Source organism: Flavobacterium sp. JLP (assembly GCF_015350755.1).
Classification (GTDB): domain Bacteria; phylum Bacteroidota; class Bacteroidia; order Flavobacteriales; family Flavobacteriaceae; genus Flavobacterium.
Genome location: NZ_JADKPS010000010.1, coordinates 37,589 through 53,961 on the forward strand (window position 1 = coordinate 37,589; position 16,373 = coordinate 53,961).

The following is a 16,373-nucleotide window of genomic DNA, read 5'->3' on the forward strand; positions in this document are numbered from 1 at the left end:
AAAGACTTTCGATTTTTGCCATTTTGCGAGTTTTCTACCAAGAAGTTTTCAAGGTATTAAATCTCAATTTTAGTCTCGCAAAAGCGCAAAAAAACTTTAAATCTTAAAATTTAATGTGAGGCTGTTTAGCTGATAGAAGATTTATTTTCTGCTGCAGTTTTTCTAAGAATTTTTGATGCTGCTCAGAATCGGGATTGAAACTTCTGTGGCGAAGACTTTTTTGAATCTCATCTACTTCTTGCATAATCGAAATACTGTTCTCTGATATGTAATTTTCACTGAAACGATTCCAAATATAATCTATCGCAACTTGGTTTGGATGAAGCATATCTTCGGCGTAAAAACGATAATCACGAAGTTCATCCATCATGATTTCGTAAGAAGGGAAATAATTATGAGGGATTAGTTTTGAATTGTGAGTTTTTAAAACTTGATGCAACGCCGAAAATAAATGTGATTTACTCAATTGATTTTCAGCAAAACCATCTTTTATGTGGCGTACTGGCGAAACTGTAAAAATGAAATTTACCTTTGGGTTTATGCTTTGAATCACATCAATTGTATTTTGAATACTTTTTTGGATAACATCAACCGATAATAATTCTTTTGAAAATTGCTTTTGAGGCACTTTATGGCAATTGGCCACAATTTCATCGCTTTCTATATTTCTATAAATCCAAGATGTTCCGTAGGTAATAATGATATGTGTGACTTCTTGTAACTGCTTATTGGTTTCTTCAATAGCCTTGTTTAAAGTTTCCAGTAATTCTTCTCGATCTGAATTACTTAAATCAGAATGCACTTCAAAACTGTGCCAGCGTTCGTTATAAAAGAAAACATCTTTCTCTGTAAACAATTCTTTTCGAACCGTTCTCGCAATTATCTTTTCGATCGAAACCGGATTAAAGATAATACCAAACGGATTTGTTTGATTTTGAAACTTAAAATAATCGAATTTCTCTGCCATATTTTCTGCAAAACAGGATCCAAAAGACAGTAATTCCGAATTATAATCGATAGTTGCACTGCTTTTTGAAATTGGGATTTGGGTTCTGAATTGCATGGCTTGTCATTTTACACAAATTTCATCCATTTTTTACTAAGAAAAAAGCATTCTTCTTAATAAGTCTATTCTTCGTATTTCATTTATAATTTCATAAGGCATATTTGTATCAATATAAGCCACATTCGAATGCTGTTTAAAAAATGGAATTCTTTTTGTATTTAAATTGCAAGCTTACTTTAGCAGCACTAATCATGAAAAAATTAAAACTTGCAATAGTCAGTTTTATCTTCGTTATATCTTCTTGTGACCAAAACAATAAAGATTTTCCTTATTCTGATGAAAATAAGATAACCGTTTGTACTTACGAATTTCACCAGCAAAACAATGCGACAGAAAAGCCAGATGCGGCGATTATAACTTGGCCACGATGGAATCCTGGACAAATTGTTAAAATTAAATTTTTGAATGGAAATGCTGCGCTTGAAGATAAAGTTAAAGAATTTGCTTCAGAATGGACTATCTATGCAAATATCAAATTTGAGTATGTTCCTGTCAATGAATATGCTGACATTCGAATCAGTTTTAGATGGAAAAATGACGGCAGCAGCTGGTCTGTATTAGGAATGAACTCTACTAATGCAACCACTAATTATCAAAACGAGCCATCAATGAATTTTGGATGGACAACTCTCGGAAACGACACAGCAACAAAAAGAGAAGTATTACATGAATTTGGGCATGCATTAGGATTAATTCACGAGCATCAAAGTCCGGCAGCAAACATTCCTTGGAATTTGCCAAAAGTATACAAATATTATAGCGATTTAATGGGCTGGTCGAAAGAAGAAGTCGATGAGAATGTTCTTTACAGCAGTGAACAAACCAATTATACTGAGTATGACAGCTTATCGATTATGAATTATTATATCGATCCGTCACTAAGAACTGACGGGGTAAGAAATCCTATAAATGATGATTTATCTATTACAGATATGACATTTATAAACCACTGGTATCCTTTTCCGATACGATCAAGTATTGAATCAGGAGAACGAATTGATTTTATACCCTGGACAAATGCTATAAGATCTGCGAATGGAAAATATATGCTAAAATTTGAATCTGGCCTACTCCACATTTTTGATCTTGCAAACAATACAATAATTTGGGAAGCTGGAGATAGAAGATATAATTACAGCACTTCTTGTTATTTAGAACCTAACGGAAATTTGGTAATTAAAGGAACGACTGGAGGTGTTGGAGGCTCGCCAGAACGGATAACTTGGAGCAGTAATACAGCTGAATTCTCTGGAGCAATTTTACAATTGCAAGATGACGGCAATCTTGAATTAATTTATAAGGGGGTTGTTAAATGGTCATCAAAAATGGGAAAAATTTAAAAAGAAAACCCAAACAATAGGAACTGTTAGGGTTTTGCAATTTTATTTTAGTAAAAATACTGAGTTGTTCCTTCTGTTTTTCCATCTTTATCAAAATGTTTTGCTTCCGTTGGAAAATCATTTCCATCATAAGTAAAAGCAGAACTATAAATTAGATTAGATCCAGGAGAAGATGTAGTAGTTTCTTTTGTTTTATTATGTTTAGAGTACCCTAATTCTGCATTATCAAGCAAAAATTCTACTCCCAATACATTTTTAAATGGATTATTTTTTGTGTCATACTCATAAACAATTGTTGAAGTTTCTGAAGTATTAGTGGTTTCCTCTTTTACAAGATTCCCGTCTGTATAGCTTAACTTTCCTGTACTTAAAGCGGTTTCAGCTCTTGTTACTTCATCTATGTGTACTTTTCTAAAAGAAATACTGCCATCAAAATTATCTTTATAGTATGTTTTTGTCAAATAATGATTTTTACCATCCATTTCGTCCACAAGAACGGCGAGTAAATTGGTTGCATTATAAGTCAAAGTAGTTAAAATATCTACATGTCCACCGCTTACCTGAGTTATTGAATTAATTAAATTTCCATCATACGAATACATTATCTTATATGTACTTGCGCCATCTTGCACTGTTTCTTCTGAAATTTTATTTCCTTGATCGTAAGTATAATTTACAGTATAATCATCTCCATCAATATCTTTTTCTATAATTTTTTTAATTAATACTGAAGAAGAAGCATCATCACTTGAACAAGAGCTAAGAGCTAAAGTCAAAGCACAAAACAGGTAAAGGATTTTTTTCATTTTTGAAGGTTAACATAATTAATTATTAACCTAAATTTAAATGAAAGTCAATTTCAAAACCAAATAAATTCTGACTTATTTTAATACTAAAAAACCTTATTATGTATCAAAATGTTATTTTTTAAAACATAATAAATCTTAACTCTTTACAATTCAACTTGTAAGTAAATTATATCAATAATTTTATCAATATCTTTTATTTAAAAAATAAAGTAATCTTTTTCCTAAAATATTTTTAGCATACGCAAAAAATAGTATGGAATATTTATATAATTTTAAACAAAAAAAGCCAAATACTTTTGCATTTGGCTTATAAAATTTAACTTTTTTACTTAGTAAATATATTCGTATATTTTATTTACTGTTCCATCTGGATTATTTAATGTTTTTTTGATTGGATAGCCTTTAGTATCATAATCATATTTGCTTGTATAAATAGTTAAATCAGAAACTACGGTATCATAAATATTAAATGACGTTTGCTTTATAATATTATTTGCTGAAAGAATATTTAGTTGAGAAGATATATCAACTCTATTTAGCAAATTAAAGCCTTCAATATTTTTAAAAGGATTGCTTTGAGTATCATAGTCATAAACATTTGTTTCAACAGTATTTCCATAAGTTAAAACTGCTTTATTTAAATTTCCATTTGAGAAAGTAAGTGTTTCTACGTTATTACTTTTTGTTTTCACTCCTGTCTTTTGGTTTATACTGTATGATTCTACTTTAAAAGTTCCATCATTATTATCTGTATAAACAAGCTCATAAGAATAATTATTCGGCACTACTGTTAATGCTTTGGCTAATTTGCCATTTGCATAACTGTATGAAATTTCTTTTTGAATGCCAGTTGCCGTACTGCTATTTACTTCTTTTACTATTAAATTTCCATTATAAGTATATTCAGTTTTTCCACGTTCATTCGTGATGCTTACAATTTTGTTTCCGTCATACTTAAATGTGTTTGTCAAATTTTCAGAAGAATAATTTGGATCACTTAGTTTAATCGTTTTTGGCAAAATTAAATTTTCCGATTTCGAATTAACACTGTCATCCTTTGAACAAGATGCAAATAGCAAAGCAACAACACTAAAAAGGCTTACAATTTTTTTCATTTTATTTAATATTAATAGTTAATAATAAACCAAAAATATCTCAGACGAAAGAAAATAATTATCTCAAAAAGATACCTTTACAACAGAATAAGGTATTTTCATAAAATTAGGTTTTTAATAACTTAAATCAACTTTACAAAGCCAAACAATTCACTACTTTTGCATCTCTATAAATTTAAGTTCACTTATGAAATTACTATATTCTTATATAATCAAACACAAAATGCTATTGTTTTTTGCTTTGATTATGGCTACAATAAACATCTGTTTCAGCTTATCAGACTCGGTTATTACCGGAAAATTAATGCAGGATTGCGGTGTTGGATTACACAAATATGCAGGAAACGAAATTGGGTTTATTAAATCTTTATCTTTCTGGCTCGGACTTTCGCTTGGTGCTGCGATGATTTCGAGAATTACTAAAAACTTTCAGGATTATTTTACCAATGTCGTTATTCAGCGAACTGGAGCTCAAATGTATACTGATGGAATAAAAAAATCACTCGATTTGCCTTATGCTGAGTTTGAAGACCAGCGAAGCGGTGAAACGTTAAGCAAATTGACGAAAGTGCGCTCTGATTCTGAAAAACTGATTACACTTTCAATCTCATTAATCTTTCAAACCATTATCGGATTTATATTCGTAATTGTTTACGTTGCCCGAATTGACTACCGTATTTCGATTATCTTTTTGATTACTGCTCCAATTATTGCTTTGATCAGTTCGTATTTAGGTAAAAAAATAAAAATTGTCTCTAAAAAAATTGTAAACCAAACGAATGCATTAGCAGGTTCTACAACCGAAAGTTTGAGAAACATCGAACTTGTAAAAAGCCTTGGATTAACGTATCAGGAAGAAAAGCGTTTGAACTTAAATACGTTTAAAATTCTCCAGCTTGAGTTAGAGAAAATCCGCTTTATTAGAAGTTTAAGTTTTATTCAGGGAACAACAGTTCACTTTTTAAGAACTTGTGTTGTTTTTACTTTGTATTATTTTTTGTTCGGAAATAAAATTATTGTTGGAGACTTATTGACAATGGTCTTTTTTACTTTTTTCATATTTGGTCCTTTGCAAGAATTAGGAAATTTCATTATTGCATTGAATGAAACAAAAGTTTCTATGGAAAACTTTAAAACTCTATTAAGCGCTCCAAAAGAATTTCGTCCTAAAAACCCGAAGCATGTTGGTGCGATTCAATCTTTATTATTTTCTAATGTAAGTTTCAAACATAAAACGGCAAAATTCAAAGCGGTAGAAAACATCAATTTTGAAATTAAACAAGGACAGACTGTTGCATTTGTTGGTCCGTCTGGTTCTGGAAAAACGACTTTAGTAAAATTATTGGTGGGGTTATATACGCCTGCGGAAGGTCAAGTGCTTTATAATGATATTGATTCAACTGATATTGATTTACTTGATCTAAGAAAACAATTGGGTTTTGTAACGCAGGATGCACAATTATTCTCTGGAACAATTCGCGAGAATTTGCTGTTTGTAAAACCAAATGCAACTGATGAAGATTTATATGATGCTCTTAAAAAAGCAAGTTGTGATAAATTGCTAAGACGTGCAGAAGATGGCTTAAACACTACAATAGGTGAAGGCGGAATTAAAGTTTCTGGAGGTGAAAAGCAGCGTTTATCTATTGCAAGAGCTATTTTAAGAAACCCAAATTTATTAATTTTTGATGAGGCAACTTCTGCATTAGATTCTATTACCGAAGAAGAAATCAATGCAACAATCAGAAATATATCTGATAAAAACCGAATTACCGTTTTGATTGCACATCGACTTTCTACAGTACTGCATGCTGATAGAATTTTTGTACTAGAACAAGGTAAAATTATTGAGCAAGGCAAACACGAAGATTTAATTGTTGAAAAAGGTTTGTATTACGCTATGTGGCGCCAGCAGATTGGGGAAAGAAAATAGTTTTTTGAGGTTCTAAGTTGCTATCCCGAAGCCTCGGGACTAAGGTTCTAAGTTTTTTGAATAGCGTCCAGCTTTAGCTGGATGAAAAAATAAATTATAGTGAAAGGGCTTTAGCCAAACAAACAGTTTGGCTAAAGCCCTTTTCTTTTAAACTCCTATTGAGTTCTAAGTTTTTTTTTAAAATATCGATTAAACGCACTATTTGTCATTTCGACGAAGGAGAAATCTTCGCAAGTAACTCCGCAACAAGAATCAAATCTTTGTCGAGCTTCTCGCGAAGATTTCTCCTTCGTCGAAATGACATAAAATGAGAAAAATAAGTACTATAAACACAAAACCCGATAGGTTTTAAAAACCTGTCGGGTTCGCTTTATTGTAATTTCAAAGTCTTAGAACATCTTAGTCCCGAGGCTTCGGGATAGCAACTTTAAAAAAATTATTTCAAAAACTCACTTGCCTTAGCCAAAGCCTCCGCAATTCCGTTTGCATTTTTACCTTTTCCAGAAGCGAAGAAAGGCTGTCCTCCTCCGTTTCCTTCAATATATTTTCCTAATTCTTTGATTACTGCGTTTGCATTTAAGCCTTTAGCTGCAACTAATTCTTTAGCGATATAACAATGAATGTTCGGCAAACCGTCTTCAACAGAAGCTAAAAACACAAACGAATCTGGTTTTGAACTTCCTAATGCCGAAGCTAACTCTTTTGTCGACGCCATGCTTAAATCAACTTGTTTAGCTAGGAAATTAACTCCGTTTACTTCTTGGAAATCTTTCTCTAATTCAGTTTTTAATGCTCCTACTTTTTCTTTTAATAACTGCTCAACTTGTTTTTTCAATTTCGCATTATCATCTTGTAAAGAAGCAACTGATTTTAAAATATCCTGCGGATTTTTTAATGTCTCTTTTATTTCAGATAACGTATTTTCTTGATTTTGATAGAAGTCTTTTACTGCATCTCCTGTAATTGCTTCAATACGACGAATTCCAGCCGCAACCGCACCTTCAGAAATGATTTTGAAATGCCAGATTTCGGCAGTATTTTTCACGTGAATTCCACCACAAAGTTCTTTACTTTCACCAAACTCAATCATACGAACATTATCGCCGTATTTCTCACCAAATAAAGCCATTGCACCTTTATCCAATGCTTCTTTAATCGGAATATTTCTGTGTTCTACCAATTGCAATTGTGCTTCAATTTGTGCATTTACACTTGCTTCAACCTGACGTAATTCTTCATCAGAAACTTTGCTGAAATGAGAAAAGTCAAAACGCAGATAATTTGGATTTACCAACGATCCTTTTTGCTCCACATGAGTTCCTAAAATACTTCTTAAAGCTAAATGCATTAAGTGCGTAGCCGAGTGATTTTTTGATGTTGATGTTCTTAAATCAGTATTTACTTTTGCCACAAAACCCGCTTCTATATTTTCTGGAAGCTGTTTTGCAAAATGTAAAATCAGGTTGTTTTCTTTTTTAGTATCGATGATTTCAATCGTTTCATTTGCAGAAACTAAAGTTCCTTTATCACCAACTTGTCCTCCACCTTCTGGATAAAAAGGTGTATTATCTAAAACGATTTGGTACAAAATACCATCTTTTTTAGAATCAACTTTACGAATTCTTGTGATCTTTACTTCGTTTTCTGTTTTATCATAACCCACAAATGTTTCTACATTTCCAGGAATTAAAACATTCCAGTCTTCTGTAGAAACTTCAGAAGCCGCACGAGAACGAGTCTTTTGTTTTTGTAATTCAACTTCAAATTCCTCTTCTTTATATGAGAAACCTTTTTCTTTTAGAATAAGAGCTGTCAAATCTTTTGGAAAACCAAACGTATCATACAATTCAAAAACCTTAGCTCCAGAAACTTCTTTTCCTGTAGTTTCTGCTACTACATTTTCTAACAATTGTAATCCTTGATCTAAAGTTCTTAAGAAAGAAGCTTCTTCTTCACGAATTACATTAGTAACCAATTGCTGCTGTGATTTGATTTCTGGGAAAAATTCTCCCATTTGGTTTGCCAGAACTTCTACCAATTTATTGATAAAAGGCTCTTTAGTACCTAAAAATGTAAATCCGTAACGAATAGCACGACGCAAAATTCTACGGATTACATAACCAGCTCCTGTGTTTGATGGCAATTGTCCGTCAGCAATTGCAAAAGCAACCGCACGTACGTGATCTACAACTACACGAATCGCAATGTTTGTTTTATTTTGTTCTTCCGAGATATCTTTTACCTCATCAGATGTATATTTCAAACCTGTAATTTGTTCTATTTTTTCGATAAGCGGTGTAAAAACATCCGTATCATAATTTGATGTTTTACCTTGTAATGCCATACACAAACGCTCAAATCCCATTCCGGTATCAACGTGCTGTGCAGGAAGTTTTTCTAAAGATCCGTCAGCTTTACGGTTGAATTCCATGAATACGTTATTCCAGATTTCAACTACTTGCGGGTGATCATTATTAACTAAACTTTTTCCTGATACCAAAGCTTTTTCAGATTCTGGACGTAAATCAACGTGAATTTCAGAACAAGGTCCGCATGGTCCTTGATCTCCCATTTCCCAGAAATTATCTTTTTTATTTCCAAGGATAATTCTATCCTCGTCAATTAATGTTTTCCAAATATCCCAAGCTTCTTGATCAAAAGGAACATTATCTTCTTTGCTTCCTTCAAAAACAGAAACATATAAATTTTCTTTTGGAATTTTATACACTTCTGTCAAAAGCTGCCATGCCCAGTTGATTGCTTCTTTTTTGAAATAGTCCCCAAAAGACCAGTTTCCAAGCATCTCAAACATGGTATGGTGATACGTATCAAAACCTACATCTTCAAGATCGTTATGTTTTCCTGAAACACGAAGACATTTTTGCGTATCGGCTATTCTTTTACTTTTTGGAGTTCCGTTTCCTAAAAAATATTCTTTAAACTGGGCCATTCCCGAGTTATTGAACATAAGGGTTGGATCGTCTTTAAGGACGATAGGAGCCGAAGGAACGATTAAGTGTCCGTTGCTCTTAAAAAAGTCTAAAAATTGTTTACGTACGTCTTGTGATTTCATATTTTAATTAAGAAAATGAGTCAATTTGAAAATGTGATAATTTGATAACTAAACAATTAGAAAAAGTGTTAATTTGAAAATGTGATAATTTGACGATTTTAAATTAAAAAACTTTAAGTTAGCAACAATAAATTCTTTAATTCTTACATTATCTAATTATCAAATTGACGCAATTATCTAATTATTTTATTCTTGGAAAAAAAGCTTCGAACAACTGAAACATTTAGTAATTTTGTTCGACTAACTTATTTTACAAGCTGCAAAAATAGCGTATTTTAAAATATGGCGAAAGTAAAATATTATTACGACTCAGAAAATCTGGCTTATACAAAAATAAAAACCAGAAAAAGAATCAAAATTGGTTATGCATTGCTGTTTTTGCTCGCTTCAGCGCTATTTGGTTTTTTAGTTTTTGTGCTTTTAATAAATACGCCTTATTTCGAAACGCCAAAAGATCGTTTACAAGCACGAGAAATTGAAAATTTAAAACTTCAATATGCAATTTTAAACAAAAAAATGGATGAAATTGATGATGTAACTGAAGCCTTGGAAGAAAGAGACAATAACATTTACAGAGTTTATTTTAATAAAGCCGAGATTCCAGATTCTATCAGAAAAGCAGGATTTAGAGACCCTAAAAGATATAAGGATCTTGAAGGTTATAACAATTCGCAACTAGTTTTAAATACCACAAAACGAATTGATAAACTTTCAAAACAACTTGCCATTCAGTCCAGATCATTAGATGAAATTTTGAAGTTGGCGGGTGTAAAAGGGAATTTGTTATTGGCAATTCCGGCGATACAGCCTGTTCAAAATGAAAATTTAAAAAGAGTAGCTTCTGGTTTTGGATACAGGATTGACCCTTTCACGAAAGTGCGAAAAATGCATAACGGAATGGACTTTACTGCCAACACAGGTTCTCCCGTTTATGCCACCGGTGATGGCGTTATTGCAAGAGCTGACAATTCTGCGTCAGGATTTGGAAACCACGTAGTCATCAGGCATGGTTTTGGATATGAGAGTTTGTACGCGCATCTAAGCAGATACAATTGCAGACCAGGACAACATGTCAAACGCGGTGCTGTTATTGGATATGTAGGAAGCACAGGAAGATCAGAAGGCCCGCATTGTCATTATGAAGTGCATAAAGATGGAAAAGTCGTGAATCCGCTGAATTTTTATTACGGAAATATTTCGGCTGCCGAATATGTGGCAATTTCACATATGGCAAACCAAGAAAATCAGTCATTAGATTAATACTTTAAAAAGTGTTATTTTTGGATTAAAATAGAAAATAAAAAAACATGCATATTGAGCTTTCAAAGGATAAAAGATATTACAGCATTGGCGAAGTAGCCAAAGCTTTTAATGTCAATGCGTCATTGATACGGTTTTGGGACAGCGAATTTGACATCCTGAAACCTAAGAAGAATGCCAAGGGCAACAGAATGTTTACGCCAGAAGATATTACCAACCTGCAGCTAATTTATCACTTAGTTAAAGAAAGAGGTTTTACGCTCGAAGGCGCTAAAACACATTTAAAGGAAGGTCAAAAGAAAACATTAGATAAATTCGAAATAATACGTAAATTAGAGACCATAAAAACACAATTAAACGAAATTAAGAACGAATTGTAATATTATAAATTAGAAACAAACTTAAATTAAAACAAACATGAAGAAAGGATTAATAATTCTTGGAGTTGTAGCTGTAATAGTTATTGGATTATATAGCTGGGCAAGTGGTATTTATAATACTGCAGTAACACTAGACCAAGACGTGAAAGAAAGTTGGGGAAATGTTAATACTGCTTATCAAAGGAGAAACGATCTTATTCCTAATTTGGTAAACACTGTAAAAGGATATGCCGCACATGAAAAAAGTACTTTAACCGCTGTAATTGAAGCCCGTGCTAAAGCTACTGGGATTACTATTGATCCATCAAACGTTACTCCAGAACAGTTGGCGGCATTCAATTCAGCACAATCAGGCGTTTCCTCTTCTTTATCAAAATTATTAGTAAGTGTTGAGCAATATCCAAATTTGAAAGCTGATGCAAGCTTTATGAAATTACAGGATGAATTAGCTAGTACTGAAAATCAAATTTTAACGGCCAGAACCCGTTTTAATGAAGCAGTTAAGCCTTATAACAATAATATTAATACTTTCCCAAGAAATATACTGGCTGGAATGTATGGTCTTAAAGAAAAACCATACTTTGAAGCTTCTACAGGTGCAGATAAACCAGTTGAAGTAAAATTCTAAATTAGATTTTTAGATGAGTAGACTTCTCAGAATCTAAGTATCGTCTAAAATCTAATATCAATCCCGTCCCGAGGTTTCGGGATAGGGACTAAACTCTAAAATAATTCAAATGTCACAAGTAGAAGATTTTTTAACCAAGGAAGAAGAACTAACAATTGTTGAAGCTATTCGCGTGGCTGAAAAAAATACTTCTGGTGAAATTAGAGTACATATAGAAAAAACAACTTCTAAAGTTCCTTTTGACAGGGCTTTAGAAGTTTTTTATGAATTAAAAATGAATGAAACCCAACAACAAAATGGCGTTTTATTTTACTTTGCTGTCGAAGATAAAACTTTTGCTATCTGCGGTGACAAAGGTATTAATGATGTTGTAGCTTCTGATTTTTGGGATTGTACCAAAGATAAAATGGTGGAACAATTTAAATTAGGAAATTTTAAACAAGGAATTGTTGATGGCATTTTGAATGCCGGTGAACAATTGAAAAAATATTTCCCTTGGTCTGAAGACGATACAAATGAATTATCTAACGAAATCTCAAAAGGATAAATAATGAAAGTTTCCAAAAACAAAACATCAATTCTTAAAGGAATTTTTCAATTATCCTTTCTATTAATAGCCCTTTTTACTACCAATTGTATTTTTGCACAATTTACAATTCCAGAGAAACCAAGTTTCCAGACTTCGGTCTATGACTACGCAAATATTTTAAGTGCGTCTGAAAAAGCCCAATTAGAAGAAAAACTAATTCGTTATTCTGATTCTACTACAACACAAATAGTAGTAATTACTATTGAAAGTTTGAAAGGAGAAGATGTGAGTCAGTTAGCTACGAAATGGGGACAAACCTGGGGAATTGGAGGAACAGCAAAAGATGACAATGGTGTAGTAATATTACTGGCTAAAAATGAGAAAAAAATCGCAATCAACCCAGGTTATGGTGTTGAAGACCGCTTAACTGCAGGGATAGGCGGAACCATTATTAGAAATATTATTATTCCTGAGTTTAAAGCGGGAAGTTTTTATAATGGACTTGACAAAGGAACCGATGCTATAATTGATGTTTTTAAAGGCAAATTTAAGGGCGAAAGAAAACAAGCTAAAGGAAAAAGTTTTCCTATACTGCCGCTTATTGTAATTGTTGTAATTGTATTAATTTTACTGTCTCGAAACAAAAAAGGCGGTGGAGGAAATTCTGGCAATAATGGCGGAGGCCCAAGCCTGATGGATGTAATTCTATTAAGCAGTCTTGGCAGAAGCAGCGGAGGAGGATTTGGCGGTTTCGGAGGAGGATCATCTGGAGGTGGATTTGGTGGCGGAGGCGGTGGCTTCGGTGGCGGATTTGGCGGAGGCGGATTCTCTGGAGGAGGTTCTAGCGGAGGATGGTAGAATTTTGCATTCAGTCTCAGTTTACAGCTTACAGTCTCATTACAGATCAGATTAAAAAATTTATAATTCATAATTACAAATAATAATTCAATATAGATGTTATCACATAAAGCAAAATACGCCCTTAAGGCCTTACTTTATTTAGCAGAACAAGACGAAAATCACATTTCTAGAACTATAGAAATTGCTGATGGAGCCAACATACCAAAAAAGTTTTTAGAGCAAATTTTATTAGATCTAAAACGTGGCCGTTTTGTGAGCAGCAAGCAAGGAAAATTTGGCGGTTATTATCTGATAAAATCAAAAAATGATATTACTTTGGCAGAAATTCACCGTTTATTTGATGGTGCAATTGCACTTTTGCCATGCGCTTCTTTAAACTTTTACGAGCCTTGCTCAGATTGTAAAACTGAATCAGAATGCAGTCTGCGTCACGGTTTAATGCTTATTAGAGATAAAACTTTGAAAGCTATGGAAGGTATTACAATAGCCTCACTGGTGACGAAATAAAAAAATATTTTCTAATTCCTAGTAAATCGATAGAATTAATATTTATATTTGCAAAAAATAATTAACAAACCATTTACAAAATTTTAACTCATGAAAGTACATTTAAGTCAATCAAGTGTAACAAATCTTTTGCAAAACAATCAAATCAAATTCTTAACAACTGTGAGCAATTCTTCTTATATGTGTATGTGCTGATTTAAAAAAATTTCTTTTAAATTCTACTAATTACATATACTTAATATAAAAATGAAAAATTCAATCAAAAACATATTTACCTTATTAGCCGTTTTAACTTTCTCATTATCATTTGCACAAAAAATTGAAGGTGTGGTTAAAACAAATGAAAACATTCCCCTAGAAGCTGTTAATGTAGTTGTTAAAGGAACTACTTCAAACACCACAACAGATGCAAACGGAAAATTTACAATAGATACAAGAGAAAAACTTCCTTTAACACTTTTAGTACAATACGTGGGATATAAAACTGCACAGTTAGAAATTAATGACTTGCCTCCTGCTCCGCTACAAGTAACATTAAGCGAAGAAAATGAACTTGTTGAAGTGGTTGTTTCGTCAAGACGAAGAATTGAAAAAGTTCAGGATGTGCCAATTGCAATTTCTGTTATAACAGGCAAACAGGCAGAACAAACAGGAGCTTTCAACGTTAACCGTATTAAAGAACTTGTTCCTTCTGTACAGCTTTACTCTTCTAATCCTAGAAATACTGGAATTAACATTCGTAGTCTCGGTTCTCCATTCGGACTTACCAATGACGGTATTGACCCAGGTGTTGGCTTTTATGTTGATGGTGTATATTACGCACGTCCAGCGGCAACAACATTAGACTTTATTGATGTAGAGCAAATTGAAGTTTTACGCGGACCGCAAGGATCACTGTTTGGAAAAAATACTACTTCAGGAGCGTTTAACATTACAACTCGCAAACCAAGTTTTACTTCTCGTGCTGATTTTGAAGTAAGCTATGGAAATTATGCCTTTTTACAAGCTAAAGCTTCGGTTACTGGTGCATTAGGCAAAAAAGTAGCCGGACGCATATCATTCTCAGGCACACAGCGTGATGGTTTAATTGATAATGTTGCTACTGGCAGAGCAACAAATAGTTTAAATAATCAAGGAATTAGAGGTCAACTACTTTGGACTCCAAGCGTAAATACGAATGTTATATTAGCAGCAGATATTACCACACAGCGCCCTGACGGATATGCTCAGGTTGTTGCAGGTGTGGCACCTACAAAAAGAGCCGCTTATCGCCAGTTTGATGCTATTATAAAAGATTTGAATTACCAATTGCCAAGTCTTAATGCTTTTGACCGTAAAATTGATCATGATACACCATGGCGCTCAAATCAAGATATGGGTGGCATCTCTCTTAATATTGATACTAAAATTGGAACAGGAACGCTGACTTCGACAACAGCTTGGCGTTTTTGGAACTGGGATCCATCAAATGATAGAGATTTTACAGGATTACAAGTTTTAGCCAAATCACAAAATCCTACAAGACAAACTCAAATAACGCAAGAAGTTCGTTATGCAGGACAATTAACCTCTAAAATTAGCGGAGTTGTTGGTGTTTTCTTTATCGATCAAACTTCTCAAACTGATGGTACTGAAGAATCTGGAAATGCACAGTGGAGATTTGCACAAAGCTCAACAAGTGCATTATGGAAAACTCCAGGACTTTTTGAAGGATATGGTATTAAAACTGATGCAAACATTAGAGCATCAAGTGCTGCAACGTTTGGTCAATTAGACTGGGCTATAACAGAACGTTTTCATGTTTTACCAGGTTTAAGATATAATTTTGATAAAAAAGATGCTCGTTATTCTCGTACAACATACGGAGGTTTACAAACGACAAATGCTGCCTTAATTGCCTTAAAAAAATCGGTGTACTCTGACCAAGCCTTTAATTCAAGTACTGATAATACCGATTTTTCAGGAAACTTAACGGTAACTTATAAAGCATCTGATAAAATTAATGCTTACGGAACTTATGCAAAAAGTTATAAACCAGTTGGTGTAAACGTAGCTGGGCTTCCGACAAATGCGGCGGGTGACCCTTTGACTGATCTTGCAGTAATTAAACCAGAAAAAGTAAATCATTATGAAGTTGGAGTAAAAACATCTCCTTTCAAAAATTCAATATTCAACTTGGCATTCTTTAATACCGAAATTAAAGATTTCCAAACAAACGTTCAGGCTGCAGAATTGGGTGTAAATCGTGGTTATCTTGCAAACGCAGATAAAGTACGTGTGAGAGGTGCTGAATTAGATGCAAGCTTTGTTGTAAATCCAAACTTGACTATTAATGCCGCTGCAACTTATACCGAAGGTACATATGTCAAATTTACAAATGCACCACTTCCTTTAGAAGAAACCGGAACTACTGTTGATGGAGTTCAGGTAGCCTATAAAGATGTTTCCGGTACCGATTTGCCTGGTGTATCAAGATGGGCAGGATCTTTAGGTGGCGAGCTTTCTGACGAAGCAAAATTCTTCGGAAATAGAGGAAGAATTTTCGTTGCGGTAGATTCTTATGCACGATCTGAATTTTCATCTAGCCCTTCAGCTTCAAGATACTTAGTTGTTCCAGGTTATGCTATTTTTAATGCCCGTTTAGGTTTCCGTGCGGCAGATGGTTTATCTGTACATTTCTGGGGACGCAACCTTTTAAATAAAGATTATTATGAGCAATTATTGCCAGCAGGCGGAAATGCAGGACAATATGCAGGTGTCATTGGTGATCAAAGAACTTACGGAATCACTTTAAAATATTCTTTATAATATTTATTTAATTTTAAATATACTGAACGAGGTAGGTTATTAATTCTGCCTCGTTTTTTTATTG

General features: G+C 33.3%; 13 protein-coding genes. 9 read left to right on the forward strand and 4 right to left on the reverse strand.

From position 1 onward, the window contains the following. Nucleotides 1-103 precede the first annotated feature (103 nt). Entirely contained in the window at nucleotides 104-1,063 is a 960-nt protein-coding gene (locus IRZ83_RS18790; RefSeq protein ID WP_194570694.1) for a GSCFA domain-containing protein, read from the reverse strand. Between the two features lie 194 nt (nucleotides 1,064-1,257). Here IRZ83_RS18790 and IRZ83_RS18795 point away from each other — a divergent pair, with 194 nt between their 5' ends. Next, nucleotides 1,258-2,406 (forward strand): matrixin family metalloprotease, encoded by a 1,149-nt coding sequence (locus IRZ83_RS18795; protein ID WP_194570695.1) that lies wholly within the window; start codon nucleotides 1,258-1,260, stop codon nucleotides 2,404-2,406. Nucleotides 2,407-2,453: 47 nt separating this feature from the next. Here IRZ83_RS18795 and IRZ83_RS18800 read toward each other — a convergent pair whose 3' ends face one another. Next, nucleotides 2,454-3,212: a hypothetical protein gene (locus IRZ83_RS18800; RefSeq protein ID WP_194570696.1), complete on the reverse strand. Its 759-nt coding sequence runs from the start codon at nucleotides 3,210-3,212 to the stop codon at nucleotides 2,454-2,456. A gap of 332 nt (nucleotides 3,213-3,544) precedes the next feature. Next, complete coding sequence (locus IRZ83_RS18805) at nucleotides 3,545-4,330, reverse strand: hypothetical protein (RefSeq protein WP_194570697.1); 786 nt, start codon at nucleotides 4,328-4,330, stop codon at nucleotides 3,545-3,547. A 187-nt stretch (nucleotides 4,331-4,517) separates the two neighbouring features. Between IRZ83_RS18805 and IRZ83_RS18810 the strand changes: the two genes are divergently transcribed. Then, nucleotides 4,518-6,263, forward strand: a complete 1,746-nt coding sequence (locus IRZ83_RS18810) for an ABC transporter ATP-binding protein (protein WP_029273399.1) — start codon at nucleotides 4,518-4,520, stop codon at nucleotides 6,261-6,263. A 436-nt stretch (nucleotides 6,264-6,699) separates the two neighbouring features. On the opposite strand, the gene alaS is transcribed toward IRZ83_RS18810, so the two are convergent. Then, nucleotides 6,700-9,336, reverse strand: coding sequence for an alanine--tRNA ligase (alaS, locus tag IRZ83_RS18815; protein ID WP_194570698.1), 2,637 nt, complete (start codon nucleotides 9,334-9,336; stop codon nucleotides 6,700-6,702). A gap of 282 nt (nucleotides 9,337-9,618) precedes the next feature. Between alaS and IRZ83_RS18820 the strand changes: the two genes are divergently transcribed. The 7 genes from IRZ83_RS18820 (at nucleotide 9,619) to IRZ83_RS18850 (ending at nucleotide 16,309) form a co-directional block, all read left to right on the forward strand. Then, nucleotides 9,619-10,596 (forward strand): peptidoglycan DD-metalloendopeptidase family protein, encoded by a 978-nt coding sequence (locus IRZ83_RS18820; RefSeq protein WP_029273395.1) that lies wholly within the window; start codon nucleotides 9,619-9,621, stop codon nucleotides 10,594-10,596. A gap of 47 nt (nucleotides 10,597-10,643) precedes the next feature. Then, nucleotides 10,644-10,976 carry a MerR family transcriptional regulator gene (locus IRZ83_RS18825; protein WP_026985753.1) on the forward strand — a complete coding sequence of 111 codons (333 nt, stop codon included), beginning with the start codon at nucleotides 10,644-10,646 and terminating at the stop codon, nucleotides 10,974-10,976. A gap of 37 nt (nucleotides 10,977-11,013) precedes the next feature. After that, complete coding sequence (locus IRZ83_RS18830) at nucleotides 11,014-11,604, forward strand: LemA family protein (protein ID WP_194570699.1); 591 nt, start codon at nucleotides 11,014-11,016, stop codon at nucleotides 11,602-11,604. Nucleotides 11,605-11,713: 109 nt separating this feature from the next. Further along, nucleotides 11,714-12,151 carry a TPM domain-containing protein gene (locus IRZ83_RS18835; RefSeq protein WP_029273393.1) on the forward strand — a complete coding sequence of 146 codons (438 nt, stop codon included), beginning with the start codon at nucleotides 11,714-11,716 and terminating at the stop codon, nucleotides 12,149-12,151. Nucleotides 12,152-12,154: 3 nt separating this feature from the next. Further along, entirely contained in the window at nucleotides 12,155-12,991 is an 837-nt protein-coding gene (locus tag IRZ83_RS18840) for a TPM domain-containing protein (RefSeq protein WP_029273392.1), read from the forward strand. Nucleotides 12,992-13,087: 96 nt separating this feature from the next. Then, a complete protein-coding gene (locus IRZ83_RS18845; RefSeq protein WP_029273391.1) occupies nucleotides 13,088-13,501 on the forward strand; it encodes an RrF2 family transcriptional regulator in 414 nt (137 codons plus the stop codon). A 246-nt stretch (nucleotides 13,502-13,747) separates the two neighbouring features. After that, nucleotides 13,748-16,309: a TonB-dependent receptor gene (locus tag IRZ83_RS18850; RefSeq protein WP_194570700.1), complete on the forward strand. Its 2,562-nt coding sequence runs from the start codon at nucleotides 13,748-13,750 to the stop codon at nucleotides 16,307-16,309. The last annotated feature ends 64 nt before the right edge of the window (nucleotides 16,310-16,373 follow it).

Coding starts and splice junctions, on each gene's coding strand:
- IRZ83_RS18790 (WP_194570694.1), bottom strand. CDS start 1,063: ATGCAATTCAGAACCCAAATCCCAATTTCAAAAAGCAGTGCAACTATC.
- IRZ83_RS18795 (WP_194570695.1), top strand. CDS start 1,258: ATGAAAAAATTAAAACTTGCAATAGTCAGTTTTATCTTCGTTATATCT.
- IRZ83_RS18800 (WP_194570696.1), bottom strand. CDS start 3,212: ATGAAAAAAATCCTTTACCTGTTTTGTGCTTTGACTTTAGCTCTTAGC.
- IRZ83_RS18805 (WP_194570697.1), bottom strand. CDS start 4,330: ATGAAAAAAATTGTAAGCCTTTTTAGTGTTGTTGCTTTGCTATTTGCA.
- IRZ83_RS18810 (WP_029273399.1), top strand. CDS start 4,518: ATGAAATTACTATATTCTTATATAATCAAACACAAAATGCTATTGTTT.
- alaS (WP_194570698.1), bottom strand. CDS start 9,336: ATGAAATCACAAGACGTACGTAAACAATTTTTAGACTTTTTTAAGAGC.
- IRZ83_RS18820 (WP_029273395.1), top strand. CDS start 9,619: ATGGCGAAAGTAAAATATTATTACGACTCAGAAAATCTGGCTTATACA.
- IRZ83_RS18825 (WP_026985753.1), top strand. CDS start 10,644: ATGCATATTGAGCTTTCAAAGGATAAAAGATATTACAGCATTGGCGAA.
- IRZ83_RS18830 (WP_194570699.1), top strand. CDS start 11,014: ATGAAGAAAGGATTAATAATTCTTGGAGTTGTAGCTGTAATAGTTATT.
- IRZ83_RS18835 (WP_029273393.1), top strand. CDS start 11,714: ATGTCACAAGTAGAAGATTTTTTAACCAAGGAAGAAGAACTAACAATT.
- IRZ83_RS18840 (WP_029273392.1), top strand. CDS start 12,155: ATGAAAGTTTCCAAAAACAAAACATCAATTCTTAAAGGAATTTTTCAA.
- IRZ83_RS18845 (WP_029273391.1), top strand. CDS start 13,088: ATGTTATCACATAAAGCAAAATACGCCCTTAAGGCCTTACTTTATTTA.
- IRZ83_RS18850 (WP_194570700.1), top strand. CDS start 13,748: ATGAAAAATTCAATCAAAAACATATTTACCTTATTAGCCGTTTTAACT.